Source organism: Deinococcus terrestris (assembly GCF_009377345.1).
GTDB classification, from domain to species: Bacteria; Deinococcota; Deinococci; order Deinococcales; family Deinococcaceae; genus Deinococcus; species Deinococcus terrestris.
In genome coordinates this window covers 466,633-492,500 of record NZ_WBSL01000001.1, presented here as the reverse complement: position 1 = coordinate 492,500, position 25,868 = coordinate 466,633, and the positions used below count along the sequence as shown (strand labels likewise).

Annotated in this window: 23 protein-coding genes (1 of these 23 running past the window's edge); 11 read left to right on the top strand and 12 right to left on the bottom strand. The window is 71.5% G+C overall.

Annotated features, from left to right (window positions below; translation table 11 throughout):
- From gyrA to F8S09_RS02465, 7 genes are all read left to right on the top strand, one after another.
- Window positions 1-12: the 3' portion of a DNA gyrase subunit A gene (gyrA, locus tag F8S09_RS02495; protein ID WP_152868640.1), read on the top strand. The gene continues 2,418 nt to the left of window position 1, outside the view; only the last 12 of its 2,430 coding nucleotides appear in the window; its start codon lies beyond the left edge, outside the window; its stop codon occupies window positions 10-12.
- Between the two features lie 577 nt (window positions 13-589).
- On the top strand, window positions 590-1,201 hold the full coding sequence (locus F8S09_RS02490) for a helix-turn-helix domain-containing protein (RefSeq protein ID WP_152868637.1): 612 nt from the start codon (window positions 590-592) through the stop codon (window positions 1,199-1,201).
- 125 nt (window positions 1,202-1,326) lie between these two features.
- Window positions 1,327-2,697, top strand: coding sequence for an FAD-dependent oxidoreductase (locus F8S09_RS02485; protein WP_152868635.1), 1,371 nt, complete (start codon window positions 1,327-1,329; stop codon window positions 2,695-2,697).
- An 84-nt stretch (window positions 2,698-2,781) separates the two neighbouring features.
- The gene (locus F8S09_RS02480) at window positions 2,782-3,441 is read left to right on the top strand and encodes a glycosyltransferase family 2 protein (protein ID WP_152868633.1); all 660 of its coding nucleotides are present in this window, start codon (window positions 2,782-2,784) and stop codon (window positions 3,439-3,441) included.
- A gap of 33 nt (window positions 3,442-3,474) precedes the next feature.
- Window positions 3,475-4,584, top strand: a complete 1,110-nt coding sequence (locus F8S09_RS02475) for a prephenate dehydrogenase (RefSeq protein WP_152869963.1) — start codon at window positions 3,475-3,477, stop codon at window positions 4,582-4,584.
- 84 nt (window positions 4,585-4,668) lie between these two features.
- On the top strand, window positions 4,669-5,802 hold the full coding sequence (locus F8S09_RS02470) for an acyltransferase (RefSeq protein WP_152868631.1): 1,134 nt from the start codon (window positions 4,669-4,671) through the stop codon (window positions 5,800-5,802).
- 84 nt (window positions 5,803-5,886) lie between these two features.
- On the top strand, window positions 5,887-6,738 hold the full coding sequence (locus F8S09_RS02465) for an alpha/beta hydrolase family protein (RefSeq protein ID WP_152868629.1): 852 nt from the start codon (window positions 5,887-5,889) through the stop codon (window positions 6,736-6,738).
- 63 nt (window positions 6,739-6,801) lie between these two features.
- Here F8S09_RS02465 and F8S09_RS02460 read toward each other — a convergent pair whose 3' ends face one another.
- The 3 genes from F8S09_RS02460 to F8S09_RS02450 are packed head-to-tail and all read right to left on the bottom strand — an operon-like array spanning window position 6,802 to window position 10,748.
- On the bottom strand, window positions 6,802-8,631 hold the full coding sequence (locus tag F8S09_RS02460; RefSeq protein WP_152868627.1) for an arginine--tRNA ligase: 1,830 nt from the start codon (window positions 8,629-8,631) through the stop codon (window positions 6,802-6,804).
- A 30-nt stretch (window positions 8,632-8,661) separates the two neighbouring features.
- Window positions 8,662-9,672, bottom strand: coding sequence for a hypothetical protein (locus F8S09_RS02455; protein WP_152868625.1), 1,011 nt, complete (start codon window positions 9,670-9,672; stop codon window positions 8,662-8,664).
- 8 nt (window positions 9,673-9,680) lie between these two features.
- Window positions 9,681-10,748, bottom strand: a complete 1,068-nt coding sequence (locus tag F8S09_RS02450) for a hypothetical protein (RefSeq protein WP_152868623.1) — start codon at window positions 10,746-10,748, stop codon at window positions 9,681-9,683.
- A gap of 77 nt (window positions 10,749-10,825) precedes the next feature.
- Here F8S09_RS02450 and F8S09_RS02445 point away from each other — a divergent pair, with 77 nt between their 5' ends.
- Window positions 10,826-11,350, top strand: a complete 525-nt coding sequence (locus F8S09_RS02445) for an ankyrin repeat domain-containing protein (protein ID WP_152868621.1) — start codon at window positions 10,826-10,828, stop codon at window positions 11,348-11,350.
- Here the strand turns inward: F8S09_RS02445 and F8S09_RS02440 are convergent.
- The gene (locus tag F8S09_RS02440; RefSeq protein ID WP_152868619.1) at window positions 11,341-13,218 is read right to left on the bottom strand and encodes an N-acetylmuramoyl-L-alanine amidase family protein; all 1,878 of its coding nucleotides are present in this window, start codon (window positions 13,216-13,218) and stop codon (window positions 11,341-11,343) included. The genes F8S09_RS02445 and F8S09_RS02440 overlap by 10 nt on opposite strands.
- A gap of 66 nt (window positions 13,219-13,284) precedes the next feature.
- On the opposite strand from F8S09_RS02440, the gene F8S09_RS18115 reads away from it, so the two are divergent.
- Complete coding sequence (locus F8S09_RS18115) at window positions 13,285-13,419, top strand: hypothetical protein (protein WP_265468987.1); 135 nt, start codon at window positions 13,285-13,287, stop codon at window positions 13,417-13,419.
- A gap of 22 nt (window positions 13,420-13,441) precedes the next feature.
- Here F8S09_RS18115 and F8S09_RS02435 read toward each other — a convergent pair whose 3' ends face one another.
- Window positions 13,442-14,701, bottom strand: coding sequence for a hypothetical protein (locus tag F8S09_RS02435; protein WP_227978434.1), 1,260 nt, complete (start codon window positions 14,699-14,701; stop codon window positions 13,442-13,444).
- 115 nt (window positions 14,702-14,816) lie between these two features.
- Between F8S09_RS02435 and F8S09_RS02430 the strand changes: the two genes are divergently transcribed.
- Window positions 14,817-17,243: an SMP-30/gluconolactonase/LRE family protein gene (locus F8S09_RS02430; protein ID WP_152868617.1), complete on the top strand. Its 2,427-nt coding sequence runs from the start codon at window positions 14,817-14,819 to the stop codon at window positions 17,241-17,243.
- 40 nt (window positions 17,244-17,283) lie between these two features.
- Here F8S09_RS02430 and F8S09_RS02425 read toward each other — a convergent pair whose 3' ends face one another.
- Window positions 17,284-18,132, bottom strand: coding sequence for an MBL fold metallo-hydrolase (locus F8S09_RS02425; RefSeq protein WP_152868615.1), 849 nt, complete (start codon window positions 18,130-18,132; stop codon window positions 17,284-17,286).
- Between the two features lie 69 nt (window positions 18,133-18,201).
- On the opposite strand from F8S09_RS02425, the gene F8S09_RS02420 reads away from it, so the two are divergent.
- Entirely contained in the window at window positions 18,202-18,711 is a 510-nt protein-coding gene (locus F8S09_RS02420; protein ID WP_152868613.1) for a YciE/YciF ferroxidase family protein, read from the top strand.
- A 220-nt stretch (window positions 18,712-18,931) separates the two neighbouring features.
- Here F8S09_RS02420 and F8S09_RS02415 read toward each other — a convergent pair whose 3' ends face one another.
- The 6 genes from F8S09_RS02415 to F8S09_RS02390 form a co-directional block, all read right to left on the bottom strand.
- Complete coding sequence (locus tag F8S09_RS02415) at window positions 18,932-20,752, bottom strand: sensor domain-containing diguanylate cyclase (RefSeq protein ID WP_194165188.1); 1,821 nt, start codon at window positions 20,750-20,752, stop codon at window positions 18,932-18,934.
- A gap of 115 nt (window positions 20,753-20,867) precedes the next feature.
- Complete coding sequence (gene trpA, locus F8S09_RS02410; RefSeq protein ID WP_152868609.1) at window positions 20,868-21,668, bottom strand: tryptophan synthase subunit alpha; 801 nt, start codon at window positions 21,666-21,668, stop codon at window positions 20,868-20,870.
- Window positions 21,665-22,942 carry a tryptophan synthase subunit beta gene (gene trpB / locus F8S09_RS02405; RefSeq protein ID WP_152868607.1) on the bottom strand — a complete coding sequence of 426 codons (1,278 nt, stop codon included), beginning with the start codon at window positions 22,940-22,942 and terminating at the stop codon, window positions 21,665-21,667. Before trpB ends, trpA begins: the two co-directional genes overlap by 4 nt.
- Window positions 22,943-22,999: 57 nt before the next feature.
- Window positions 23,000-23,917, bottom strand: a complete 918-nt coding sequence (gluQRS, locus tag F8S09_RS02400; protein WP_152868604.1) for a tRNA glutamyl-Q(34) synthetase GluQRS — start codon at window positions 23,915-23,917, stop codon at window positions 23,000-23,002.
- Window positions 23,918-24,097: 180 nt separating this feature from the next.
- The gene (locus F8S09_RS02395) at window positions 24,098-24,787 is read right to left on the bottom strand and encodes a hypothetical protein (protein ID WP_152868602.1); all 690 of its coding nucleotides are present in this window, start codon (window positions 24,785-24,787) and stop codon (window positions 24,098-24,100) included.
- 54 nt (window positions 24,788-24,841) lie between these two features.
- The gene (locus F8S09_RS02390) at window positions 24,842-25,861 is read right to left on the bottom strand and encodes an MDR family oxidoreductase (protein WP_152868600.1); all 1,020 of its coding nucleotides are present in this window, start codon (window positions 25,859-25,861) and stop codon (window positions 24,842-24,844) included.
- Window positions 25,862-25,868: the final 7 nt, after the last annotated feature.

The following is a 25,868-nucleotide window of genomic DNA, read 5'->3' as shown; positions in this document are numbered from 1 at the left end:
GACGAACTCTAAGTCGCACGCGAAAAGTAAGCAGGGCCGTTCGGAGCCGGGTCAACCCCGGCCGGACGGCCCTGTCCCATAAGCCAGCGTTAGGGGCACTCTGGGCAGGGTTGACCTGGAACGTCTGCCTGATACCCGGTTTCACAGCGTGGACAACTTTCCCAGTGGATCGGCCCACCGCACGCCGGGCAAACCACGGTCTGCGACGTGAAGGACGCCTCCATGCTCATCCCCGTCTCGTGGTGGCAACGGGGACAATCCAGGGGGATCTCGTGCGCGCCTGGGGTCACCCGAGCAGCCTACTCGCCGCCGACGGTCCTCTGCCTTCCCGCCTCGCCTAACGTACCTCGGAACACTCCATTGGAATGCCATCTTCTATGAGGGTGAGGTGAGGATGGGCGTGCGGAAGCAGATGGAGTTTCTGCGTCCTAGAGCCACTTCGGAGGCTCCTCCTCCCCTCTCAGCTTTGTAAGCTAAATACTGCTTAAAGAAACAAAAGTGTTTACAAAATAGTGACCTTGGGTTACACTGTGATCCATGCCGGGATGGTCCGGCGCCCGACCCAACTTCAACGCCAGGAGGCGACCCAATGACGCACACCACTTCTCTGACCAAGACCTTCGTGGACACTGTGACCTACCGGCCCGGCGCCGTGATTCTCTACCCCGGCAAGAGCGACATGCTCTACCGCGTGGCGAGCGGCCTGGTGCGCGTGCACACCATGGACGACGACGGCAATGGCCTGACCCTGCGCTACGTCAAGCCCGGCGAGTACTTTGGCGAGGAAGCGCTGGCGGGCGTGAACCGCGCTTACTTCGCGGAGGCCGTGACCGACTCCACCGTGGACGTGATCAACCCCGCCCTGATGAGCGCTGAGGACAACCTCATCGTGACCACGCACCTCGTCAAGACGCTGGAGCGGGCTTACGAGAGCATCTACCGGCTGGTGGGCAAGCGCCTGCGGGCACGCATCGCGGGCGAGCTGCTGGAGCTCAAGGATACCGCGCTGGCGACCCAGCTCGACTCCGGCGAGACGATGATTTACGCCACCCACGACGAACTCGCCGCCGCCGTCGGCTCGGTGCGCGAGACGGTGACCAAGGTGGTGGGCGAACTCAGCCGCGAGGGCGTGATCAGCGCCGGGTACGGCAAGATCACCCTCAAGGACGAGCGGGCGCTGGCGACGATCTCGGCGGCCTGATCCCCTCCAATCCACAGCGCCATCCGGTTCATGCCGGGTGGCGTTTTGCTGTGGGGCTGCTCCCGTCCCGCCCAGGGGAATGACCGCACCCTCCGGCCAGGCCACCCCCGCTACACTCGGCAGCGATGAGCGAGCAGACCTTTTCCCCCTCCCTGGGCCGCCCCCTGCGGGTGGCCGTGATCGGCAGCGGTCCAAGCGGCATCTACGCCGCCGAGGCGCTGACCAAGCAGACGGCCCTGCCGGTCGAGGTCGACGTATTCGACCGCCTGCCCACCCCCTACGGACTGGTGCGCTACGGGGTGGCCCCCGACCACCTGACCATCAAGAGCGTGACCAGGGCGTTCGAGAAGGTGCTCTCGGACCCCCGTGTGCGCTTTCTGGGCAACGTGGAGTTCGGGACTGACCTCACCCACGAGGAAGCGCGGGGCCTCTATGACGCCATCATCTACACGGTGGGCGCGAGTGCCGACCGCCGCCTGGGGATTCCCGGCGAGGACCTCCGGGGCTCGATGAGCGCGACCGAGTTCGTCGCTTGGTACAACGGCCACCCCGACGCGGCAGCCCGCGAGCTGGTGCTGAATGCACAGGGGGTGGCTGTGGTCGGCGTGGGCAACGTGGCGCTCGACGTAAGCCGCATCCTGGTCAAGACGGTCGACGAGCTGCGAGGGTCAGACATCGCCGGGCACGCGCTGGAGGTGCTGGAGCGGAGCCAGGTCCGCGACGTGTGGGTGCTGGGGCGCCGGGGCGCGGCGCAGGCCAAGTTCACGACCAAGGAGCTGCGCGAGTTCGGCGAGTTGAGCGCCGCCGACCCTATCGTGAAGCCCGCCGAGGTGCAGATCGATGAAGCGACCGAGGCGCTGATCACCGACAACACCGTGAAGAAGAATCTGGAGGTGCTGCGCGACTTCGCCGTGCGGACGCCCGAGGGCAAGGAGCGGCGCATCCACCTGCGCTTTCTGGTGTCGCCCGTCGAGATTCTGGACGACGGCACCGGGCACGTGGGCGGCCTGAAGGTCGAGCGCAACGTGCTGGACGAGTCGGGCAACGCGGTGGGCACCGGCGAGTACGAAGTGCTGCCCGTGCAGATGGTGCTGCGCTCGGTGGGGTACAAGGGGGTCGCGCTGCCCGGCGTGCCCTTCGACGAGCGCCGGGGCGTGATTCCCAACGCGGAGGGCCGGGTGGAGGGCCGCCCCGGTGAGTACACCGCCGGGTGGATCAAGCGCGGTCCCAGCGGCGTAATCGGCACGAACAAGAAGGATGCGGTGGACACGGTGGCCGGATTGCTCGCCGATGCCCAGGCCGGGGCGCTGCCTGCCGCCCCCCAGCCCAGCCGGGAGACCGTGGACGCCCTGCTGCGCGGCAAGGGCGTGGACGTGTACACCTACCACGACTGGCAGGTCCTCGACGCCCATGAACTCGCTCAGGGTGAGCAGCAGGGCCGCCCCCGCGCCAAGGTGGTCCACCGCCACGAGATGCTGACGCACCGCAAGGGCTGAAGCAGACCCACCTCCCCCTCAGCCCCTCTCCCCACGGCGAGGGGCGTTCGTCTGCTGGCTGGGGGTGAAGTACCATGCGGCCTGATGTCGTCGCCCGTCCCCCCCTCCCCCCCCCGCGTGGCGGTCGTGATTCCGGCGTACAACGAGGAAGACACCGTGGCGACCGTGGTGCAGGTGGCCCTGGACTTCACCCCGGAGGTCGTCGTGGCGAGCGACGGGAGCGCCGACCTCACGGCCGAAGTGGCGCGGGCAGCGGGAGCGCGGGTGGTGGAGTTGCCGCACAACCGCGGCAAGGGTCCGGCCCTGAAGGCCGCGCTGGAGGCGGCGACCGCCGACTACGTGGTGATGCTGGACGCCGACCTCGTGGGGCTGACGCGGGAGCATCTGGAGCAGCTTCTGGCGCCTGTGCTGGCGGGCGACCTCGACATGGCGATCGGGGTCTTTGAGGGGGGCGGCAGCTTTGCGAGCGACTGGGGCAACAAGCTCACCCCCAACCTCAGCGGGCAGCGGGCCTGCCGCCGCGACTGGCTGCTCTCGGTGCCCCGGCTGGGCGAGGAACGCTGGCCCGAACCGCCCATCACCGACCATCTGCGCGAGACGGGCGCCCGCTGGGGCTACGTGGAGCTGGGGCAGGTGCGGCAGGTCCTCAAGGAGACCAAGCGCGGCTTCTGGAAAGGCGCCCGCGCCCGCACCCGGATGTACGCCGATCTGCTGACCTACCGCCGCCGCAAACGCCGGGGGTAGGCGCCGGGACCCTCATGCTACGGTGTGACCCGCATGGCCGATTTCGCGTCCCCCACGCCTTCCCCGCTTGCCTTTCAGCGTGCCGCCATCGCGGGGGTGGGGCTGATCGGGGGCAGCGTGGCGCTGGGACTGCGCGAGCGGGGGCTGGCCCGCCGGGTGATCGGGTACGACGCCAGCATGGACGTGCTGCGCGAGGCCGAGGCGCTCGGCGTGGTGGACGAGGTTCAGGCCGCGCCCGGCGAATGGCTGCGGGAGTGCGACCTCGTGGTGCTCGCCGCGCCGATGGGGGCGCTGGGGCCGCTGGCCCACGAACTGGCCCCCTTCCTGTCGCCAGACGCGCTGGTGACCGATGTGGGCAGCGTCAAGGCGGGCATCGCCGCCGAACTGGACGCGCTGGGGGTGCGCGGCTTCGTGCCGGGGCACCCGATGGCGGGCAGCGAGCGCGGCGGGGTCACGCACGCGCGGGCGGCGCTACTGGAAAACGCGGTCTGGGTGCTCACGCCAACCGAATACACCTCGCTGACGGCCCTGAGCCGCGCCCGGCAGCTCGTGGAGGCGTTGGGGGCGGCCCCGGTCGTCATGCCGCCCGAGGCACACGACAGCCTGGTGGCGACGGTCAGCCACCTGCCTTACCTCGTGAGCCTCGCGCTGACGCACCTCGTGGCGCGGGACGAGCGGCTGAGCCTGCTCGCGGCGGGGGGCTTCCGCGATCTCACGCGGGTGGCCAGCGGCGATCCCCGGATGAGCCGCGACATGGTCGTGGAAAACCGGGAGGCCCTGCGGGAAGCCCTGGCCCGCTTCCGGCGCGGGCTGGAGCGGCTGGAGGCCGACCTGGAGCGCCCCGGCGACCTGCTCGCCGCCGCCGCCGAGGGCAAGCGTACCCGTGACAGCCTGCCCGTGGTGCGCCGCAGCCTGCTCCCGCCCCGGCACGACCTCGTGGTCGCCATGCCCGACCGCCCCAACCAGATCGGGGCCGTGACCCAGGCGCTGGGCGAGGCGGGCGTGAACATCAAGGACATTGAGGTGCTCGCCATCCGCGAGGAGGGGGGCGCCCTGCGGCTGGGGCTGGAAACTGCGGCGGACGTGGCGCGGGCCGCCGCCCTGCTGCGGGGGGCGGGGTACGAGGTGCGGGGACGGGGCTAGCCGCCCTTCCCCCGGCCTCCATGAGCCGCCCCCCGCCTTTGGATGGACGCCCCTCATGCGCGGGGCGGGTAGAGTGACCCCTGGATGTCCGAGCCTGCTTCCCCCACGCCTGCCCTGGCTTCCTCGCCCGCCGCGCCGCTGGAGCAGGGGGCGACGGCTGCCCCGCGCCTCACAGCAGTGGACACCTTTCGGGGGCTGACCATCATGGAGGTCGTGGCGCACCACACCAGCGGCATGGCCCTGCGGCACGCCGAGGCGGGGTCGCTCGCGCACGAGCTGCTGCTCATCCTCAACCGCACCCTGCACTTCGCGGTGCCCGCCTTCGTGTTCCTCTCGGCGGTGGTGCTGACGCGCAGCCTGCTGAAGAAGTTCGACTTGCGGCGCTACTTCACCCGGCGCGTCACCCGTGGGGCGTGGCCCTACGTGCTGTGGAGCGCCCTGTACGCCGTGTGGTACGTGGGCACCACCCAGCGCCCCCCCGAGCAGCTCACGGACCCGGAACGCTGGAGCTTCTGGCTGCTGTACGGCAAGGCGAGCTTCCACCTGTACTTCCTGCTCGTGGCGCTCGAGGTTTACCTGCTGCTGCCGCTGCTGCTGCCGCTGGCCCGGCGGCGTCCCCCCATTGGGCTGATGCTGGCGCTGGGTGCGGCGGCCCAGCTCGGGATGTACTTCCTGAACCGCGAGGTGCTCACCCTGCAATTTCCGGCGAGCACCGTGCTGTGGTACCTGCTCCCAGTGCTGACCGGCATCGGGGTGGGGGCGCGGCTGGACGAGTTCCCGGCGTGGTGGCGCAGGCGGCTGCCGCTGCTGCTGGGGGCGCTGGCGGTGGTGTTCGCGCTGTACCTGCCGACCGCCGTGGGCAACCTGAAAGGTGAGCCCACCGTGCCGCTGACCTACAACGCGCTGAACTGGGGCTACTCCATCCTGGTGGCGCTGACCCTGCTGGGCGCCGCCTACGCCTGGCAGCGGCGGGGGCCGGAGGGCGGCGGCACCCTGCGGCGGGCCATCGCCACGCTGGGGACGGTCAGCCTGCCCATCTACCTGATCCACCCGGCCCTGCTGCAATTCCTGGAATACGGGGTGGGCATTCCGGACGGCGGCCCGCTCAGCCTCGCCGTGACGGCGACCCTGTATTTCCTGATCGCGCTGCTGATCCCGATGGTGATCGGGCGACTGCTGCTGGGCAGGCGGCTGGGACTGTTGATCTTCGGGCGCTGAGATCGTCCATCAAGCCCGATGAGAGGGCCTTCAGCGGGCACGTCAGGACAGGGTCACCGCCGGGACGGTAGAGTGCTCCGGTTGATGCGCCGCTTCGCCCTTTCCCTGCTGACGACCCTGGCCGCTGCCCTTGCCGTGACGGGCGCGGCGGCCACCACTGCCGTCCCTCCGCTGCCCCTCCCCAAAAAGCCCGACACCGTGCGGCTGGAGCGGGTCAGCGGCCCGTCGTTCCTGCGGGTGCCGCCCGCGTGTTACCGCCAGGAATGTGCGCTGGTGGTCGTGTCGCACCCGCGCGGGCAGAGTGCCGAGCGGCTGCTGGAGAGCACGCAGGTCAGCGTGCTCGTGGAGGCCCTGCTGGACGTGCCGCTGGCGGTGCTGCTCAGCGACGACGGCGGCGAGAGCACCTGGGGCAGTCCCGCCGCGCTCGCGCAGGTCGCCAGCCTGCGGCAAGAGGCGGGGGCACATTTTGCCTGGAATGGGCGCACCTACGCCCTGGGGATCAGCATGGGCGGGCTGCTCGCGCTGCGCAGCGCCCTGCCGGGCAGCCCCTACCCGGTGGGCGGCGTGGCCCTGATCGACCCCTGGACCGACCTGAGAAACGCCTGGGGCACCGCCCTGACCCGCCGGGCGGAGATCAACCACGCCTACGGACTGGAGGAACGTGAGCCCACGCCGGACCTCAACCCCCTCATGCTCGCTGAGCGGGCCCCGCGCCTGCCCCTTTTCCTCGTCGCCAGCCCCGACGACGACGTGGTGCCGCTGGAGACGAACGCCATGCGCCTGAGAAACCGCGCGGCTCCCGGCCCCAGCCGCTTCGTGCAGCTGAGCGGCCCGCACCTCGGCGGGAACCGTTTCTCGCCCAAGGTGGCTGACCAGCTCGCCGACTTCTTCGGAGGGCTGGAGGCGCAGGCCACCGAGCAGGCGCTGCGCCGCTGAGGCTGGGAGCAAGGGGAGAGGGCCTGGGAAAATGTCTCCCCGGCCCTCTCCCCTTCCGGGCGGTTACATCGCCGCCGGAACCTCGATGCCGATCAGGTCCAGCGTCTCCTCGAAGGCGCGGCGCAACCTCCCCACCAGGGCGAGCCGGGCCTCGCGCAGTCCCTCGGGGCTTTGCAGGACGTTGGTGGCGGGCTTTCCGGCCCTGTCCTTGGCGTTGTACCAGGCGTTGAAGGACGTGGCGAGATCGAGGGCATACTGGGCCACCACATGCGGCGAGTGGATGCGGACGCTCTGGGCCACGACCTCGGGCAAGCGGGCGACCTGCTTGGCGAGGGTGAGGTCCACGTCGGGCAGGGCGTCCCAGTCGGCCCCGGTGGCGTCCACCGCGTACCCGGCCTCTCCTGCCCTGCGGAGGATGTTCGCGGCGCGGACGGCGGCGTACTGGACATAGGGCGCGGTGTCGCCCTGAAGCGCGAGCGCCTGCTCCCAGCGGAAGTCCACGATGCGGGTCGGCTCGGCCCTCAGCATGGCGAAGCGAATCGCGCCGATGCCGATGCGCCGGGCGATCTCGCGGGCGTCCCCTCTGGCGGCGAGGTCGGGGTTGATCTCGGAAAGCACCGCCAGTGCCCGGCGCTCGGCCTCGTCCATCGCGTCGTCGGCGCTGACCGCGATCCCCTTGCGCCCGGAGATGGTCTGGCCCTCCAGCGTGACGAAGGCGTAGGAGAGGTGGATGGACCGTTCCTTTTTCTCCGCCTCGCCCGCCACGCCCAGGGCCGAGCGCACCACCGTCTGGGGGTGGTCCTGGCGCGAGTCGATCACGTTGATGACCTCGTCGGCGTGCCCAAAACGGCGCTCGGTGTCGGGTTCGCCGTCGGGGGCGCTGGTCCAGACGGTATTCCCCTCGGGGTCGGTGGTGAAGGGCTTGAACCGCATCCCCTCGAAGAGGCCGAACTTCCAGAACTGGTAGCCGATGTCCTTGGCGGCGTACATCGCGGTGCCGCCGGAGCGCACCAGGACCACGTTGGGTTCCTCCAGCCCCGGCATGAACTCGGACACGTCCATCACGAAGGCGCCCGCGTACTTGCCCTCCGCCGGGCGCGAGGTGTAGCGGCTGCCCTCCAGGATGTTCATCGCCTGACTCAGAAAGCCGCTGCCCACCACATCTGACTCCCAGTTCAGCAGATCGTAGCGGGCGCCCAGCCGGAAGCAGGTGTCCAGGTGTGCCCGGACGACCTTTTCAATCTCCCCGCGCAGTTCCCCGGCTTCCAGGCGGTGCATGACGGCGCTGATGCCCTCTTCCAGCGCAGGCTTCTGCGGATCAGCGTTGAGGCGCACGTATCCCTCGCCCAGCCAGTGGTCGTACTTCTGCTCACCGTCCCAGACCCGGCCGTAGTGGGACACCGCGAACAGGGCCTCGGCCGCCTGGCGCCCGGTGTCGTCGATGTAGTTCTGGACCTCGACCCGCGACCCCGCCGCCCGGAAGATGCGGGCCATGGAGTCACCCAGCACCACGTTGCGGAGGTGCCCGACGTGCAGTTCCTTGTTGGGGTTGACCGAGGTGTGCTCGATGACAATTTTGTCGGGGCGGGCAGGCATGGCGAAGGGCGTCTCGACCACGGCCTTGACGAAGGCCCCCACGTCCACGAAGAAGTTCAGGAAGGGACCTGCCGCCTCCACCCGCGCGATGCCCGCCGGGAGTTGCACGGTCTGCGCGAGCTGCGCGGCCACCTGTGCGGGGTTCTGGCCCAGGGCCTTTGCCATCTGAAAGGCGGCGGGGGTGCCGTAGTCGCCGGGCTTGTTGGCGGGTGTCTCCTGAATGGCCGCGTCCACGGGTGCGCCGAGGTCGGCGGCGGCCCGTTCGACGGCGGCTTTGAGTTGAGCCTTGAGGTCCATAAGAGGGAAGTTTAACAGCGGCGGGGGCGCTCACTTCGGGGTGAAGACCGTCTCGCCCGTCGCCGCACCGAAGGCGAACCGGACCCGGTACTCGCCAGGTGGAACGCGCCGCCCCAGTGAGTCGCGGCCATCCCAGCGCACCTCCCGGCGGACCGATTCGCCGGGCCGCAGGGTGGCGGGCGTATTGGGGACGGTGGGGCAGGGGCCGTTGCCGTGCTGGTAGACGTATGCGCTGTCCTGCACGCGCTCCACAGCAACGGGGTCACACGGGTGATGCCAGATGTTCAGCGCCTCCCCCGCCCGGTTGGTCAGGGTCAGGGTGAAGGTGAAGCCGGACCCCCGCGGCGTGACGGTCACGCGCCGCGAAACGGGCCAGTAGGGATTCGTATTGGTAGGCAAGCGCACGGGGGGAGCTGCCCGGAGGTCCACCCGGCCGGGGTCCAGCCGCCAGCGCCGCAGCGTCCCCAGAGCGGCAGCCAGCGAGAGGTCGTCCACGAACTTGAAGGACAGGCGGCCACCCGCGTCCTGTAGGACGTGGGTCTGCGCCCCGCTCAGCCGCACGGCGAGGCGGTAGAGCAGCGGCCAGGGCGTGCGCTCCACGGGGTCGGTGCGGCGCCACACCCGCAGATCGGCCGAGACGTACCGGGCCGGATGTCCGCCGGGTGGTGGAATGCGGAGGCGGACCCGGTACTCCCCGGCCTCCAGACGAACAGGGAGCGTGACGGGCAGCGTGCGGGTTTCCCCCGGCTGGACCCGGAGAACCTGGACGGCCGACTGGCACCCCTGGTCGCCGGAGTCGTGCACCCTCCGGGCGTCGGCGTTGCGAACCACCTGGAGAGCGGGACAGGCCATCTCCCGCGTGACGGGCGAGAACGGCAGCGGCACCGCTTCCCGGCCCTCATTCCTGACGGTGAGGGTGAAGACTGGCCGCGCCGGGTCGTCGGCAGAGACCCGGTAGGTCGGTGGGTCCAGCCGGAACTCCGCCTGTGCGGAGGCGCCTCTGCCGAGGGCCAGTGCGAGGGCGAGGAGCCCCCGCCGCATCCGCCACATCACTTCACCGTGAATACTGCCTCGCCCACGAACTGCCCCAGGCCCAGCCGCACGCGGTACTGATCGGGCGGCACGCGGCGGCCGAGGCTGTCCTTGCCGTCCCAGCGGGCCTCGCGGGTGGTGGACTCGCTGGGCTGGAGGGTGATGGGAGCAACGCCAACTGCTGGGCAGGGACCGTTGCCCACCTCCCACATCCGCAATCCATCCGATACGCGCTCAATGGCGAGAAGCTCGCAATACTGCTGGAACACCTTCAACGGCTGGCCCGTCCTGTTCGTCACCTTCAGCGTGAAGGCGTAGCCCTGCGCTTCGGACGCGACGGTGACGGCGGCGGTGTGGGACAAGGTCGGCTTCTTCTGGAATTGCACGGGCGGCGCGACCTCAATGTCCACCCTGCCGGGGTCCAGCCCGCGCTTTTTGAGTTCGGCCAGGAACGCCTCCCGCGAGAGTTCATCCGCGAGCCCGAAGGAGAGGCGCGTCTCTGGCCGGGAGGAGCGGCTGCTGCGGGTGTACCAGCGGGCGTGGCTGGCGTCCAGGGCGTCCTGATAGGCCTGCGGGGTCGGCGTGGGAATGGGGCGGCTTCCCGGCACGACCAGCGCCGTGACCGTCCCGCTTCGCAACCACCCCGACCCCGCCGCCGCGCTAACGTTCCAGCCGCTGCGGTAGTGGACCTGTGCCCCGACCGTCTGCGGCCCCAGCGCCCGCGCATAGGTGTAGCTCGTGCGGGGCGCCAGAGTCAGCCGCTCACCCACGCGGCGACAGACCGGCGCACCGGCCTGCGGGCGCAACTCGCCCACGGTCTCGTCGCGCAGCACCGATTCGCCGTCTTGAAACTCCGTGAACCGTTTCAGCACCGGACCTCCCACCGCCCGGCAGGTCACGGTCACGGGCCGGGGGCCGGGGTTACGCAGCGTCAGGGTGAGGGTCAGGGGTGGAGGCGGGTCGTTCTGGTAGGCGTGGTATCCCTCGGGGTCCAGCCGGAACTGGAGGACGGGCGCGGACTGGGCGTGGGTAGAGGCCGCCACTTCCAGGGCAAAGGCAGCGAACAACCAGAGACGGCGGAACATGCCCCAGCGTAGGGGGCGCAGGTGACCCCCACCTGAACCCCTTTCCACTCGGCCCCTGGCCGCGTCAGACTGCCCCCATGTCCGACTCCACCCGCCCCGTGCCCGACGCCGAGACCCTCGCCTTTCTGCAAGACGTGCTGGAACTGGTGCGCTTCGGGGACGCCGAGCGGCTGCGGCCCCTGCTCTCGGGCGGCCTGCCCCCCAACCTGCTCAACCAGCGCGGCGACAGCCTGCTGATGCTGGCGAGCTACCACGGCCACTTTGAAGCGGCCCGGCTGCTGCTGGAGCACGGCGCCGACCCCGAGCTGTTCAACGACCGCGGCCAGACGCCGCTGGGGGCCGCCGCCTTCCGGGGCGACCGGGCGATGCTGGAATTGCTGCTCGCGCACGGGGCGTGGGTAGACGGCACCGGGCCGGACGGCCGCACCCCGCTGATGCTCGCGGCGATGTTCGGGCGCGGGGAGATGATCGAGATGCTCCTCGCCCACGGCGCCGACCCCCACCGCCGCGACGCGGGCGGCTTCACGGCGGTCGAGGCGGCCCGGCAGATGGGGGCCGAAGAAACGGCCCAGTGGCTGGAAGCGCGGCTGGGTCAGGGCTGACCCGGCCGCACCTGCGCCGTGTAAAAGTCCGCGATGCCCGACGCGATGGCCCCCGCCAGCCGCTCCCGCCCCGCCGGGGACATCAGGAGGCGCAGGTTGCCGGGGTCGGTCAGGTAGCCCGTCTCCACCAGCAGGCTGGGCTGCCCACTGGGCCGCGTCAGGGCGAGGTTGGCCCCCGGCTTGAGGCCCGCGCCGGGGCCGAGGTCGGGCAGCGTGCGCCGCAGCGCCGCCAGAATCGCGGCGGCGGGGGCCTGTGCCTGCGGGTGCGTGAAATAGACCTCCGGGCCGCGAATGCCGCGCGGGTCGCGCCCGTCGGGCAGGGCGTTGGCATGGATGGACACGAGGAGGTCGGCCTCCTCCAGTTCTGCAAAGAGGCCGCGTTCGTAGAGGCCCAGGGTCACGTCCCGGTCCCGCGTGAGCCGCACGTCGGCCCCCTGTGCCCGCAGCAGCTCGGCGGCGCGGAGGGTGACGGGCAGCACGAGGTCCTTTTCAGGGACCCGCAGCGCCCCCGCGCCCCCGTTCTGGGTGCCGCCATGCCCCGCGTCCAGCACGATTACCCGCCCGGCCAGGGGCCGCGCCGGGTCCAGCGTGGGTGGGCGGCGCACGCTCAGCACGAGGTCGCCCTCCTCGTACCCCGCCGCAAAGCCCCACAGTTGCGCGGCGTTCAGGCTCAGGGTCAGGCGGGTGACGCCGGGCGCGGGCGTGGTCACGTCCAGGCCAGCCAGCAGAGGATCGGTGGTGGACGGTGGGAGCGCGGGCGGAGTCGTCAGGCCATACACGGTGAGGACGAGCTTTCCCGGTTCCGGCTGCGTCAGCGTGAAGGGCACCCGCGCCCCGCCGAGCGGCAGGCGCAGGCGGAGGTCCCCCGTGGGCGGGGTGGGTGCAGGGACCGGAGGCAACACGGAGAGGGCGGCGGCGAGGGGCAGGGCTGGAATGACGGCGGTGGGCGCAGGCACCACGCCCTCCACCCGCAGCGCCCCAGCGAGGGCGAGCGCGGGAACGCCGGAGCGCACCTCCACCTGCGCCGCCGTCACCAGCGCCCCCTGCCCCGGCGCGAGGCGCACCCGCAGGTCGGGACCGACCCGGCCCACCGCCCGGAAGGTCATGCCCTCACGGGGGTACAGCAGCGGCTCGCCCGACAGGGTCGTGAGCAGCGTATCGGCCGGGTTCAGGGCAAGGCCGGGCACGGTACCGGGGCGCTGCACGGCGAGTTGCGGGGCGGCGCCGGGCAGGTTGGTGACGCGCCCGGTGGCCGTCCGTGTCACGGTCCGCCCGTCCCGCCCGGTCAGGCGGACGGTGACCGGAGCGGCGGCCAGGGCCTGCGCGGGCGGCAGGACGTACCCGCCCCGGTACTCGCCCGGCGCGACCTCGCGCAGGGGCGTGGCCGGACCTCCGCCCACCCGCACGCTGGCCTGGCCCCTCGGCGACCCCCGGAACGCGACCGGCACGGTGCGCTCGGCCCCGCTGTCCCTGGCGGCGTCCCAAAAGGTGTGATCGTGGCCGGGCTGGATGCTCGCCGCTTCCAGAGCAGTCGGCGCAGCGGGGAGCACCGACCGGACGGTCCGCGTGACCCGCAGGGTGCGGGTGCCCGTCTCCCCGCGCAGGCTGGTCACCAGCCGCAGGTCCTGGGTGCCGACCCGCAGCGGCCACCACAGGATGAAGAGGCCGTCCGGCCCGACCTCCGCCGCCCGGCCGTCGATCCGCAGGGTGGCGCCCGCTGGGACGCTGCCCTCCAGCAGCACATGGTCGGAGGCGACCCGGTGGCCCGGCGGCGGATAGGCGACGAAGACCTCCGGGGTGGCGGCGAGGGCCGGGGAACCCAGCAGGGCACCGGCCAGGGCGAGGGCGCGGAGGGGCAGACGGCGCATGGGCCGGTCTAGCACGGCGGCCGCCCCCACCGGATGAAGGGGCGCGGGAGTGGGGTACGCTGGCCTATGCCCAACTTCGGCCCCCTGGAACTGCTGGTCCTGCTGGTGCTGCTCGGCGTGCTGCTGGGCGGCCTGTGGTTGGTCGTGCGGGTCATCCGCCACGCCTGGGACAGCGGAAAGCCGCGCCCACCGAAGATGTGACGCGGCCAACGGGAAGGAGGGGTCAGTTCGCCGCGCTACCCTCTCCTTCCTCCCGCAACTCCTCGGGCAGCTCCTCCGCGTAGAGGTCGCGCCAGGTCTGGCCGTCGAAGGTCACCTCCGACTCGATGAAGTACTGCGCGGGGTCGTCGGGGTCCGTGAGGCTGTCGGTGGGGAGGTCGAGCCGGACGCCCTGCACGGCAGGCAGGTTCCCGCGCTCGGTGAGGTCCGGCGCCTCGTCCGCGAAGGTCTCCGCGAGGAGGGTGCGGGTCCACTCGGCCCACGCGGCCGGGTCGCCTGCCCCGGTTGCCGAGCGCAGGTCGCCCCGGACCCGGTCGGCCTGCTCCTGCGGCACGTCACCCTCCGGCCACTCCACCCGCCCGTCGGCCCACACAGTCACGGGTACCGTCTGCACGTCGAGCATCTGGGTCAGCAGGTCCCCGAAGCCGGAAGAGGAATCCAGCGCCTCGCCCTCCGCGCCGCCGTAGGGGAGCCAGTCCTCGCCGTCCAGCGTGTACGCCAGCGGCGAGAGGTAGACGGCCAGCGCGTCCTCGCCCTCACCGATAACCGCGTGGGGCTCGTTGGCGGACGAGGGGAGCAGCGGCAGCCCGCGCAGCTCCAGCCGGGTGCGGATGGCCTGGGGCACGGCGTCTGCGTCTGTCCCACCGTCCAGCAACTCCAGGTGCCGTTCCCGCCACTCCTCGCCCTCGCCGTTCCACTCGCGCACGAGGTCCTCCAGCGGTTCCAGCAACGCCTCCGGCGGCTCGGCGTCGAGGTCGATGCGGCCCTCGCGCCAGTGTTCGGCGGTCAGGGTGCCCAGCAGGGGACCGCGCTCACGGGCCAGCGGATGGCGCAGCAGGTGCTCCATGCCGTCTTCCGGCAACGCGAGCGGCTCCCAGGTGTCCCCGTCGTGTGAGGTTTCGGAGGTCCGCACGCGCAGGGAGGCCCCCTCGCCCAGCGGCAGCACGTCGTGCGGGGTCGAGCGGGCGCCCAGCACGAGGTCGCCCGTCAGCCGCCGCTGCGCCGGAACCGGAATGGCCGCGAGGTCCTCGGGGGTGGCGACCGGCTCCGCGCCCCGGCCCATCATCAGGTGGAGCTGGCGGTAGCCCTGCTCCCACGTCGCCCCGCCCGGCAATGCCGAGCGCAGGCCCTCCAGTACCCGCTCGCGCACGGCGGGATCGTCGGGGCCGCCCGTCAGCGTGACCTCGCCGTTCGTGGCCCGCACCTCAACCGGAAAGGTGGTCGGCATCAGGCCCAGTTCCTTGCGTCGTTTCGCTTCACCCATGGGAAACAGGGAAGCACATGCCGGGCCAGAGGGGGCGGGGGGCTTCATGAACCTGGGGGGCGTCAGCAAAACGTCAGGCAGAGACGGCCCCTCTTCCTTAGAATCCTGAGTGTTTATGAAGACCCTTCCCCTCACCTCGGCCCTCCTGGGCCTGACCGTGCTCCTGACCGCCTGCCCCGGCCCCGGTAAGGAGCGGCCGGACCCCTCCCCCACCACCTATACCCTCACCCTCAAGGTCGAGGGCGTGCCGCAAGCCCCCGTGACCGTCCTCAACGACACCACCAAAGCCGAAGCCTTCAGCGGCCCGGTGGCGGGCAGCAAGACGCTGACCCTGAAGGCGGGCGAAGTCTTCCGGGTGGAGGGCGGGGCGGCGAACGGCTATGTAACCCCGGCGGCACAGACGGTCACGCTGGACGGCAACGAGACCGTCACGCTGACCTACCGCGCCGCTGCTCAGCCTGGCATGGCGCTGGACCCGGCCCGTCTTCAGGGCACCCTGAGCGGTTGGACCCTCGGGGCGGGTGAGGTGGCGGCCTACTTCTCCGAGAGCGATACCGTGCTGGACCTGACCCCGGCCACCGTGACGGCGGCGGGCGCGGTCAACGGAGCGCTTCCCAGGCCGCCGGAAGTCGCTCCCCTGCTGGGAGAGTGCGTGTTCACCGGCAGCCGCAGCGTGGCCGACGTCGGGGTCGAGTTTCCCGAACTCGGCGTGTTTAGCCGCTCCGGGGACTTCCTGGGCACGGTCAGCGAGGAGACGACCGACGGCCGCCCGGTTCAGCGGATCTACGCGGCGCAGGCGGCCACCTTCAGGGGCACCGCCGACTGCGGGTCCGTTGAGCTCGACCTCGACCTCACCCTGAGGGCGGGATGGAACGCGATTGAAGTCAAGCCGGTCGGCCCCCAGCAGCAGACCCTGCGCGTCCGCAACGTGGCCCCCGGCGCCCGCGTCACCCTGGCCTTCAACCGGGCCGACGAGCGGCTGAATATCTACTTCGACGACCTCTCCGAGATCAGCCTCCGGGCCGGAGCGTCCGTGACCCGTGAGGCGGTGCTGGAGCAGATGGGGGGCATCAGCGGCACCGTCACCCTGGAAACCAACGTTCCCGGGGTAACGGTCACCCCGTCGACCCTCAACCTGTCCCCCCTCGGTGCCCAGGGCACCCAGAGCCGCGCGGCTGTGGCCCGCCTCGCCGCGCAGGCGGTGGTTACCCGCCTGACCTTCACGGCGGCCGCGAACGCCCCGGCGTACAGCGGCGTGTTCAACGTCGTCGTCAAGCAGGGCGGGCGCGAGGTCGGCGGCGGCACCCTGCCCAGCCTGCGGGTCATCGCTCCCAGCGTGAGCGTAACCGTGGCGAGCGAGCACATGGGTGGGCTGTACGTGTACCCCGGCACCACCGCCGGGCTGAAGGTGAACCTCGCCAGCGTGGAAGGCTTCAGCGGCTCCACTACCGTGACGGTCAGCGACCTCCCCGCGGGCGTGAGCGCTCAGCCCGTGACCGTGCAGGTCACGCCGGGAACGACCACCACCGTGACCATCCCGCTGACGGTCGCTGCGGACGCTGCCCCTGCGACGGCCACCGTGCGGGTGTCCTCGCCGCAGGGCGGCCCCCCCCAGGGACCGAACACCGTGCAGCTCACGGTGCGCCCGGCCCGCGTGGCCGTCGGCTCGGCGAGCCAGCTCGTCCCCTCGGGCGACGGCGTCTGGCTGGTGAGCGGGGGCCGCTTCGACTCCGCGACCTCGGCCTACGTGACCGACCTGACCCGCTACGTGGGCCTTCAGGCCGGGGCCAGGGCGACGGTGCCCTTTGGGGTCGGGAGCCTGACCGCGCTGCCCGGCGGGGACGTGCTGGCCGCAGGTACGGACGAGCGGGTGGCCCGCATCACAGCGGCGGGCGAGGTCACCCTGCTGCCCCGGCCGACCGGGCTTTTTGGTGGCGTGGCCGACGCCCAGGGCCGGGTGTGGTTCGTGCAGCGCGTTTCCGAGCCCACCGGCGGCACCCGCACCGCGCTGGTCCGCTGGACGCCCGGCACCGGGACCGGGGCGGGCGAGGTCGTCGTGGTGGACGACAAGGCTAACTACGGTCAGCAGGGCCGCCTCGTGGCGAGCGGCGACGGCAAGACCCTGGTCTACCTGCCCGCCTACTCCACCGCCGCACTGCGGATCGACACCCAGGCGGGCACCGTGAGGCCGCTGGGGGCCGACGTGTCCGAGCAGGGCGGCAGCGTGGCGGTCAGTGACGCGGGAAGCGTGTGGCTGACCCAGTACGGCTCGGTCAAGCGCCTGAACGCCGACGGCAGCGTCACCACCTTCAACGACCTGCGGGTCGAGCGGCTGTTCGGCTTCGACCGCCAGAACCCCGACGTGCTGTGGGGTGCCGACTACACCAGCATCTTCCGCATCGACGCCCGCACCGGCACGGCCACCCGCGTGCAGCTCGGGGAGGTTCCGGCGGGCGTGCCCCTGAACGGCGGCGGCCTCGCCTTTCTGACTGCCGACTACGTGGACGGCAACCGGCAGAGCTTCCTCTCCATCCTGCGCTGACCCCCTCACCCCTCCCTGCCCCCTCCAGCCCGGAGGGGGTTTACCCGTTCAGAGCTACCCCCACGAAGCCCCCCTTCTTCCCCTCCTCCAGCCGGGCGAAGGCCACGCCGGGGTCATGCGGGGTGCAGAGAATCGCTCCGGACTCGAACCACTCGCCGTAATACCTCTTGCGCGTCTCCAGCGTGGTCACCGGGTAGAGGTCATAGCCCATGATGTAGGGCAGCGGCACATGCGCCAGCGTAGGCACGAGGTCCGCCGTGTACACCAGCGTCTCCCCGCCCGAACGCAGCACCACCCCCTGCTGCCCGAGGTTGTGCCCCGGCAGCGGCAGCACGCCCAGGCCGGGCCGCAGCTCGTGCTCGCCGTCGACGGCCTCGTACAGCCCGGCATCCCGCAGCGGCTCGATGTACTCGGCCACGTAGCTCGCGCGGCTGCGTTCGTGGGTGTGGGTCGCGTCGTGGAGTTCCTGCCGCTGCACCACGTAGCGGGCGTTCGGGAAGGTCGGCTCGCCCGCCGGGGTCACGTTGCGCCCGGCATGGTCGAAGTGGAGGTGGGTGTTGATCACGAGGCCGATGTCATCCGGGGTCAGGCCGACTTCCGAGAGGCCCCGGAAGACCGTCTCGTCGCGGTCGAGGCCGTACATCGCCTCGAACTTCTCGCCGCCCTGGTCCCAGAAGCCCGTCTCCACGAGGATGTTCTCGCCGCCGAGGCGGATCAGCAGCGGATTGATCCGCAGCCGGATGCGGTTCAGCTCGTCGGCAGGCGAGACGCGCTCCCACAGCACCCTGGGCACGCTGCCGAACATCGCGCCGCCGTCGAGACGGAACTGCCCGTCGGTGAGGGAATACACGTCGGCCTCGCCGACCTGGAGGTGCTTGATCCAAGACATGAGGGGGAGTGTAGCGGGACTTCACGCCCGGCCCACACCCCTCGCCGGGGCCGGGGCGAAGATGGCCCCATGACCGGACAGAGCCTGAGCATGAAGATGACCGACCTGCAAGACCTCTACACCGAGCAGCTTCAGGACGTGTACTCGGCCGAGCATCAGCTTCTGGAAGCGCTGGACGAGATGGCGCAGGCGGCGGGTACGCCGGAGCTGAAAGAGGGCTTCGAGCTGCACGCCGGACAGACCCGCGAGCAGATCGGGCGACTGGAGCAGATTCTGGGGGGCCTGGGAGCGCAGCCCGGCGGCGTGACCTGCAAGGCCATGCAGGGCCTCGTCGCGGAGGCGCGGGAAATGGTGGAGAAAAAGGCCGACCCCGCCGTGCGCGACGCGGGACTGATCGCCGCCGCCCAGCGGGCCGAGCACTACGAGATCGCCGCCTACGGCACCCTGCGGACCTACGCCGAGCTGCTGGGCCGCACCCAGGACGCCGCGCTCCTCCAGACCACCGAGGACGAGGAAAAGGCGACCGACCTGAAACTGACAGGGCTGGCACGCTCGATCAACATGCAGGCGCTGGGATGACCCTCTGTCCCTGCGGCCTGCCTTGGGTCGCCTCTGGGGCAGGCTTTTTGGCCCGTATTACGGATTCCGGCCCAGCAGGAACACCTCTGTGCAACCCGAGCAGACTTGCGAGGCGGCCCAGCAGAGCCGGCAGCAACACGACCGTTTCCGGGAGAGGAGTTTCCCTGTCAGCGCTCTCCCAGCTTGGGCACGGATTGGACGGCAACCGTACAAGTCGCCTTCAGTGCGCGAATACCCCGAGCGGGCTGACCTCCAGCCCACGGGCCACCATGACCCGGTTGCGCCCCCCGGCCTTCGCGGCGTAGAGGGCCTCGTCCGCCGCGCGGGGCAAGCCCTCCGGGGCAGGCGCGTGGACCCTCAGGGACGCCACCCCCAGCGATACGGTGACTTGCCCCAGCGCCATCCCCGCGTGGCTGAGACTCCAGCCCGCGACCGTCTCGCGCAGGCGCTCGGCGAGGGCCGCTGCCGCCCCCGTGTCCAGCCCCGGCAGCAGCAGGGTGAACTCCTCCCCGCCGGGCCGGGCGGGCACCGCGCTGGGGGGGGCGAGGTCGCGCAGGGCGGCCCCGACCCGCACGAGCACGGCGTCTCCCGCCTCGTGCCCGAAGGTGTCGTTGAAGCGCTTGAAATGGTCCACGTCCAGGGCGATCAGCGAGAGCGGCTCATCCGTGGCGGCGGCGTGTGCCCCAGCCGAGGCGAGTGCGTCTTCGAGGTGACGGCGGTTGAACAGCCCGGTGAGGGGATCACGGATGGCCTGCTGGTGCAGCCGCTCCTGAAGTCGCAATCCGGCGAGGGCGAGGGCCACCTGCCGCGCCACGGCGGGCAGCGTCTCCCGCAGGTCGGCGGGGAGGGGATGCCCGTCGGCCTCGGGACGCACCCGCAGGATGCCCAGCGTCTCCCCGTGCGAGAAGAGGGGGACGCAGACGTACCCGCCGCCCCCTGGCCCGGCCAGACACGCGGGCGCGAACCCCGAGTCCTGCGGCCAGCGGGTCTCGCCCCGGCGCAGCGCCCAGCAGCCGTCGGGGGCGCCGCCGGAGGCCACCTCCTCCCCCCAGGTCAGCAGCGGCACGAGCAGGTTGCGCGAGGCGTTGTGGGTGGCGAGCGAGCCGCGCGTGCCGGGCAGCAGCGTGGGCAGGGCGCGGGCCAGGATCTGCCCGCCTTCCTCCAGGCCCCGCGCCGCTTGCAGCCAGTCGCTGAGGTCGCCCAGCGCCCCCATCCGCGCGTTCTGGGCAGCGAGGTCAGCGGCGCGGCCCTGCGCCTCCTGCTGCGCGGCTCCGAGCTGTTCACTCATGCGGTTGAAGGCCGCCGAGAGCGAGCGGACTTCCTGCGGTCCCCGGTCGGAGAGGCGCACGCCGCCCTCGCCCCGCGCGAGGCGCTCGGCCGCGAGGCTGACCCGGCGGTAGCTGCGCGAGATCAGCGCCGATGCGAGCAGCCCGCTGAGGACCGACAGGGCGATCACCGCGGTCCCGTATTCCAGCAGGGTGCGCCGCAGGTCCTGCAATCGGGCCAGCGCCGCCGCCTCCTGTTCGCGCAGCCGGGTGCCCTCGGTGCGGGTAAACGCGGCGGCCTCGGCCCGCACCGCGTCAATCAGGCGCTTGCCCGTGCCCCGCGCCACGAGTGCGGCCGCTTCCTGCGCCGAGCGCCCGCGTACCGCGATCTCGGGGCGGCCCACCCTGGCCTGCCAACGTTCCAGCAACGTCTCGATGCGGCTGAGGCGGGCGAGCTGCGCCGGGCGGTCGGGGGTGGGCTGCGCGGCGGTCCCCTCGCGCAGGGTCGCCAGCACCCCCGGCAGGACAGCGGTCGCCTCCCGGTAGGGGGTCAGGAACGCGGATTGCCCGGTGATCACGTACCCGCGCACCCCCGTTTCGAGGTCGAGCGTCAGCCGCAGCGCCGCCTCCATCCGGGACAGTTGCTCGCGCGAGTGTGCCGCTTCCGCCGTGGCCTGCGTGCGGGCATCCACCGCCGCCGAGAGCTGCACGCCCGCCACCGCCAGCAAGATCCACACCGGAAGCTGGGGCAGAAGGAGGAGGGGGGCCAGACGCATCGTCCCCAGGGTAACGACCCCCTCTCGCTGCTGTCTGACAAAAAACCGACATGGGCGGCAAAAAGTGCGCCCCCCCTGGCACGGTGCCGGGGGGGCGCAGCCAGGAATATCGGGACTACCGCCCGCACCCCGCCGCGATCTCGGCCGCGAGCGCCCCCACGTCCTGCCCGTCCCGCACCGCATGGATGAAAGCGCTGCCCACCACCACCCCGTCCGCGACTGAGGCGACCTGCCGGGCGGTCGCCGCGTCCTTGACGCCGAAGCCCACCGCGACGGGCACCCGTGCGTGCTGCCGGGCCAGGACCAGCATTGCGGGCACCTCAGACAGCGCCGACCCCTCCCGCGTCCCGGTGACCCCGGTAACGGACACCGCGTACAGGAAGCCCGTGCACGCCTCCGCCACCAGCTTCACCCGCTCGGGCGTGCTCGTCGGCGCAATCAGGAAAGTGACCGCCAGCCCGTGCTCGGCAGCGAGGTCCGCGATTTCGAGGTCCTGATCGGGCGGGAGGTCGGGGAGAATCAGGCCGTCCACCCCCGCCTCCTGCGCGAGCCGCATGAACTCGCGCGGGCCGACCGCGTAGATGGGGTTCACGTAGGTCATCACGACGATGGGCGTGCCGTGCCGCGCCCGCAGGTCACGGATGAGCGCCAGCGTGCGCCGGGTGCTCGTGCCGCCCGCGAGCGCCTGCTCGGAGGCCCGCTGGATGGTGGGGCCGTCCCCCAGGGGATCGGAGTAGGGAATTCCGACTTCGAGGATGTCCGCGTGCGCGAGCAGCGCGTCGGCCACCGCCGGGAACCCGGCGGCGCTGGGAAATCCGCCCGTCATGAAGGGGATAAAGGCGGCGCGGTTCTCGGCCTTCGCGCCAGCAAAGGCGGCGTGGAGGCGCTCGGCGCCCCTCGTCAACGTGGCGGTCATGCCAGCACCTCCGCGATGAGTTGCTCGGGGTCCCTGTCCAGCAGGCCCGCGTCCCGCTCCTGTTCCAGCAGGCGCATCACCTCGGCCACGTCCTTGTCGCCGCGCCCGGAGAGGTTGACCACGATGATCCCGTCCGGTCCCAGCTCGGGGGCAAGCTGCACCGCGTGATAGATCGCGTGGGCACTTTCCAGCGCGGGGATGATGCCCTCCAGCCGGGTGAGGAGTTGCAGGGCTTCGAGCGCCTGCGCGTCGGTGACGGGGACGTATTCGGCCACCCCGGTTTCCGAGTAATGGCAGTGCTCCGGCCCGATGCCGGGGTAATCCAGCCCCGCGCTGACCGAGTGGGCCGCGACGATCTGGCCCTCGTCGTCGTTGAGGAGGTACATCATCGAACCGTGCAGCACGCCGATGCGCCCCCCCGCGACGGAAGCGGCGTGCTTGCCGCTCTCCACGCCCTCCCCGGCGGCCTCGGTGCCGATCAGGCGGGGGCGCTCCTCTTCCGGCAGATAGGCATAAGGGGCGAAGATGCCGATGGCGTTGGACCCGCCGCCCACGCAGGCGACGACGGCGTCGGGAGCGGGGCGGCCCTCGACCGCTTCCAACTGCACCTTGACCTCCTCCCCGATCACGGCCTGAAAGTCGCGCACCATCGCCGGGTACGGGTGCGGCCCCACCACGCTGCCCAGGATGTAGAAGGTGTCGCGCACGTTCGTCACCCAGTCGCGGATCGCCTCGTTGGTGGCGTCCTTGAGGGTGGCAGTGCCGGAGGTGACCTCGCGGACCTCGGCGCCCAGCAACTTCATCCGGAAGACGTTCAGGGCCTGGCGGCGGATGTCCTCCGCGCCCATATACACGATGCACTCCAGGCCCAGCAGCGCGGCGGCGGTGGCGGAGGCGACCCCGTGCTGCCCGGCGCCCGTCTCCGCGATGACCCGCCGCTTGCCCATCCGCACGGCGAGGAGGGCCTGCGCGAGGCAGTTGTTGATCTTGTGGGCGCCCGTGTGGTTGAGGTCCTCGCGCTTGAGGTAAATCTTCGCGCCGCCCGCGTGCTCGGTCAGGCGCTGGGCGAGGTACAGCGGACTGGGGCGGCCCACGAACTCGCGCAGCAGCCGCTCCAGCTCGTTCAGGAACTCGGGGTCCCGCTTGGCGTCGAGGTAGGCCTCCTCCAGTTCGTCCAGGGCCGGAATCAGCGTCTCGGGGACGTACCGCCCGCCGAAGCGCCCGAAGCGGCCCCGCGCGTCAGGCTGCGGGTAGGCCGGGAGAAACATGGACATGATGCCCAGGGTAGTCCGCTCCGACCCACGACAGTTCGGGAAACTTAGACAACCGGTCTAACTTTGTGAGGAAAGCGACCATCCAGCCTCCTCCAGAGTTCGCCGCCAGAGGGGGAGGAGTTCCCGCGCCGTCACCGTCTCTGGCACCTCCCAGCCCAGCGAACGGGCCAGCGTGGCGAGGACCCGTCCGGCCTCCTCTCCCTCCTCGCGCAGGGCCTGCACCGGGGGCGCTCCACCCCGCTTGGCGAGGCGCTCGCCCCGGAAGTCGGTCATCAGCGGGACGTGGAGGTATCTGGGCGTGAGGAAGCCCAGCGCCCTCTGCAAGGCGACCTGCCGGGGCGTCGCCGTCCACAGGTCCAGCCCGCGCACCACGTCCGTCACGCCGGTCGCCGCGTCGTCCACCACCACGGCGAGGTGATAGGCATACACGCCGTCATTGCGCCGCAGCACGAAGTCGCCCACCTCGGTGGGAAGGTGCTGGCACAGCGTTTCCCCGGTGAAGGCGTCTCGCACGCACACCGTCTGGTCGGGAACACGCCAGCGCCGGGCGGCGGGGCGACCCGGATCGGGGGGATGCGTGCGGCAGAGGCCCGGATAGACCGGCTCCGTGCCGTGCGGCGCTCCCGCGCTCTCCTGAATGGCCTGAGCGATCTCGCGGCGGGTGCAGGTGCAGGGATACGTCTCCCCCGCCGCCGTGAGCCGGGCCAGGGCGTCGGCATACACGTCCAGCCGCTGCGACTGCACGTATTCGGCGTCCCAGTCCAGGCCCAGCCACTCCAGGTCGCGCCGGGTCACGCCGAAGGCCCAGGGCCGCACCCGCCCGGTGTCGAGGTCCTCGAACCTCAGCAGGTGCCGCCCGCCCAGCGCCCGCGAGTGCAGCCACGCGAGCAGGGCTGTCCGCGCGTTGCCCAGGTGCATCGCGCCCGTGGGGCTGGGGGCGAAACGGCCCACGGTGGGCGCGGGAAAGTCGGGCATGGGGAGAGGGTAGAGCATGAACCAGGACCGTCCCCCCGGGCTCGCCCCTGCCATATCCGCACGCCGCGCCCAGACTTGCCGCCCGCGTCCTGTTCCGCAGCGAGCGGCGCAGCGCGGGAGGAGGGAGCTCGCCGGGCATCCAGCGGACTGGCCGCGCCGGACCCGTGGGCGCGGGGGTTCTTACCTCAGGGCCTGCCCCACTTCGTCGAGGGTAAGCCAGGTGTTCAGGTCGGTCAGTGTGCGGCTTACCTTGCCCGTCACGCCGAAGCCGCCGAAGCCCACCCCGGCCGTCACGGAGAGACTCAGCATGTTCCAGCCTGTGACAGCGCTCACGTCCAGCGTGACAGGCACGTCAAAGCCCTCGAGGCGGCAATTCACCTTACCCCCCAGGGTGGTCGCCCGGTCCACGTACAGCCACGCGCGGGCGTCGATGGTCCGGGAGATCAGTCCCTTGGTCACGCTCGCGGCCACCACCTCCCGCGCCCCCGCCCCGCCCCCCTCGGCCCGCAGGGTGAAGAACAGGAGCCCACGGGCCGCCGGATCGCCCACCGTCAGCCCGTCAGACGTGCAGTTCAGGTCGGAGAGGCCCTGTTCCAGCGTCTCGGGGATGGAGCGGGTCTGGGCGTCCACGAGCGCCCCGGTGGGCACCGTGAGGGCGAACTTGCCCGTTGTATCCACCGGGGCACTCGCCAGCGGCACCAGGGGCACTGTCCCAGCCAGGGTCACCGTTCCTGTGCTGCCGCTCTGCCAGGTCTGGATGCGGCCCGAGACCGTGGTTTCGGGGGGTGCGTTGTCCGGCACGCGCTCGGGGCCGCTCCCGCAGGAGGCGAGCAGAAGGGAGAGGGCCGCCAGCGCACCGAGTTGTCTCATGGACCCCAGCCTAGTACATCCCGGCGGACACAGAGAGGCACGTCGCACCCCACCTCATCCGATCTTCTGCTGGGTGACCGCAATCACCGTTCGCCCGCGCACCTGCCCGGCCAGAATCCGCTCGGCCAGGGCGGGGACGTCCGAGAGGGACCGCACCTGGGTCACGTCCGCGAGTCTGGCGGCGGGGAGGTCACGGGCCAGCCGCTCCCAGGCCGCCTGGCGCCTCGGCATGGGGCAGGTCACCGAGTCGATGCCCAGGAGGGCCACCCCGCGCAGAATGAAGGGGAAGACGGTCGTGGACAGGCCGCTGCCCCCCGCCAGCCCGCAGGCCGCGACCGCCCCGTGGGTCCGCGTGGCCGCGATGGCCCCCGCGAGCGTCTCGCCGCCCACCGAGTCCACGACCCCGGCCCAACGTTCCTTTTCCAGGGGGCGCTTCAGCGCGGGCACCTCGTCACGGCCGATGACGTTCGCCGCACCCAGCGAGCGCAGATAGCCCTCCTCCTGCACGCGCCCGGTGCTGGCCGTCACCGTGAAGCCCGCCGCCGCGAGGAGCGTGACTGCCGTGCTGCCCACGCCCCCCGCCGCCCCCGTGACAAGCACCTCGCCCCGGTCGGGGGTGACCCCATGCTCCTCCAGCGCCATCACCGCCAGCATCGCCGTGAAGCCCGCCGTGCCCACGCTCATGGCCCAGTGGGCGTCCGTGCCGGGGGGCAGCGGCACCAGCCACTCGGAGCGGACGCGGGCGTATTCGGCGTAGCCGCCGTCCTGCCGTTCACCGATTCCCCAGCCGGTCAGAAGCACGCCCTGACCGGGGACGTAGGTGCCCGTCTCGTCGGAGACGACCTCGCCCGCCAGGTCGATGCCGGGGGTCATGGGATAGGCCTTCAGGACGCCGGGGCGACCAGCCACCGCCAGCCCATCCTTGTAGTTGAGGCTGGAGTGGGTGACCCGGACCACCGTATCGCCGGGGGGCAGGTCGTCGGGGGTGAGGGTCTGGAACTCGGCGCGGACGCCCGCGTCGTCCTTGACGGCCCGCAGGGCACGGAAGGTGTTGGGGAGGATGGGCTGGGACATGGGAGGC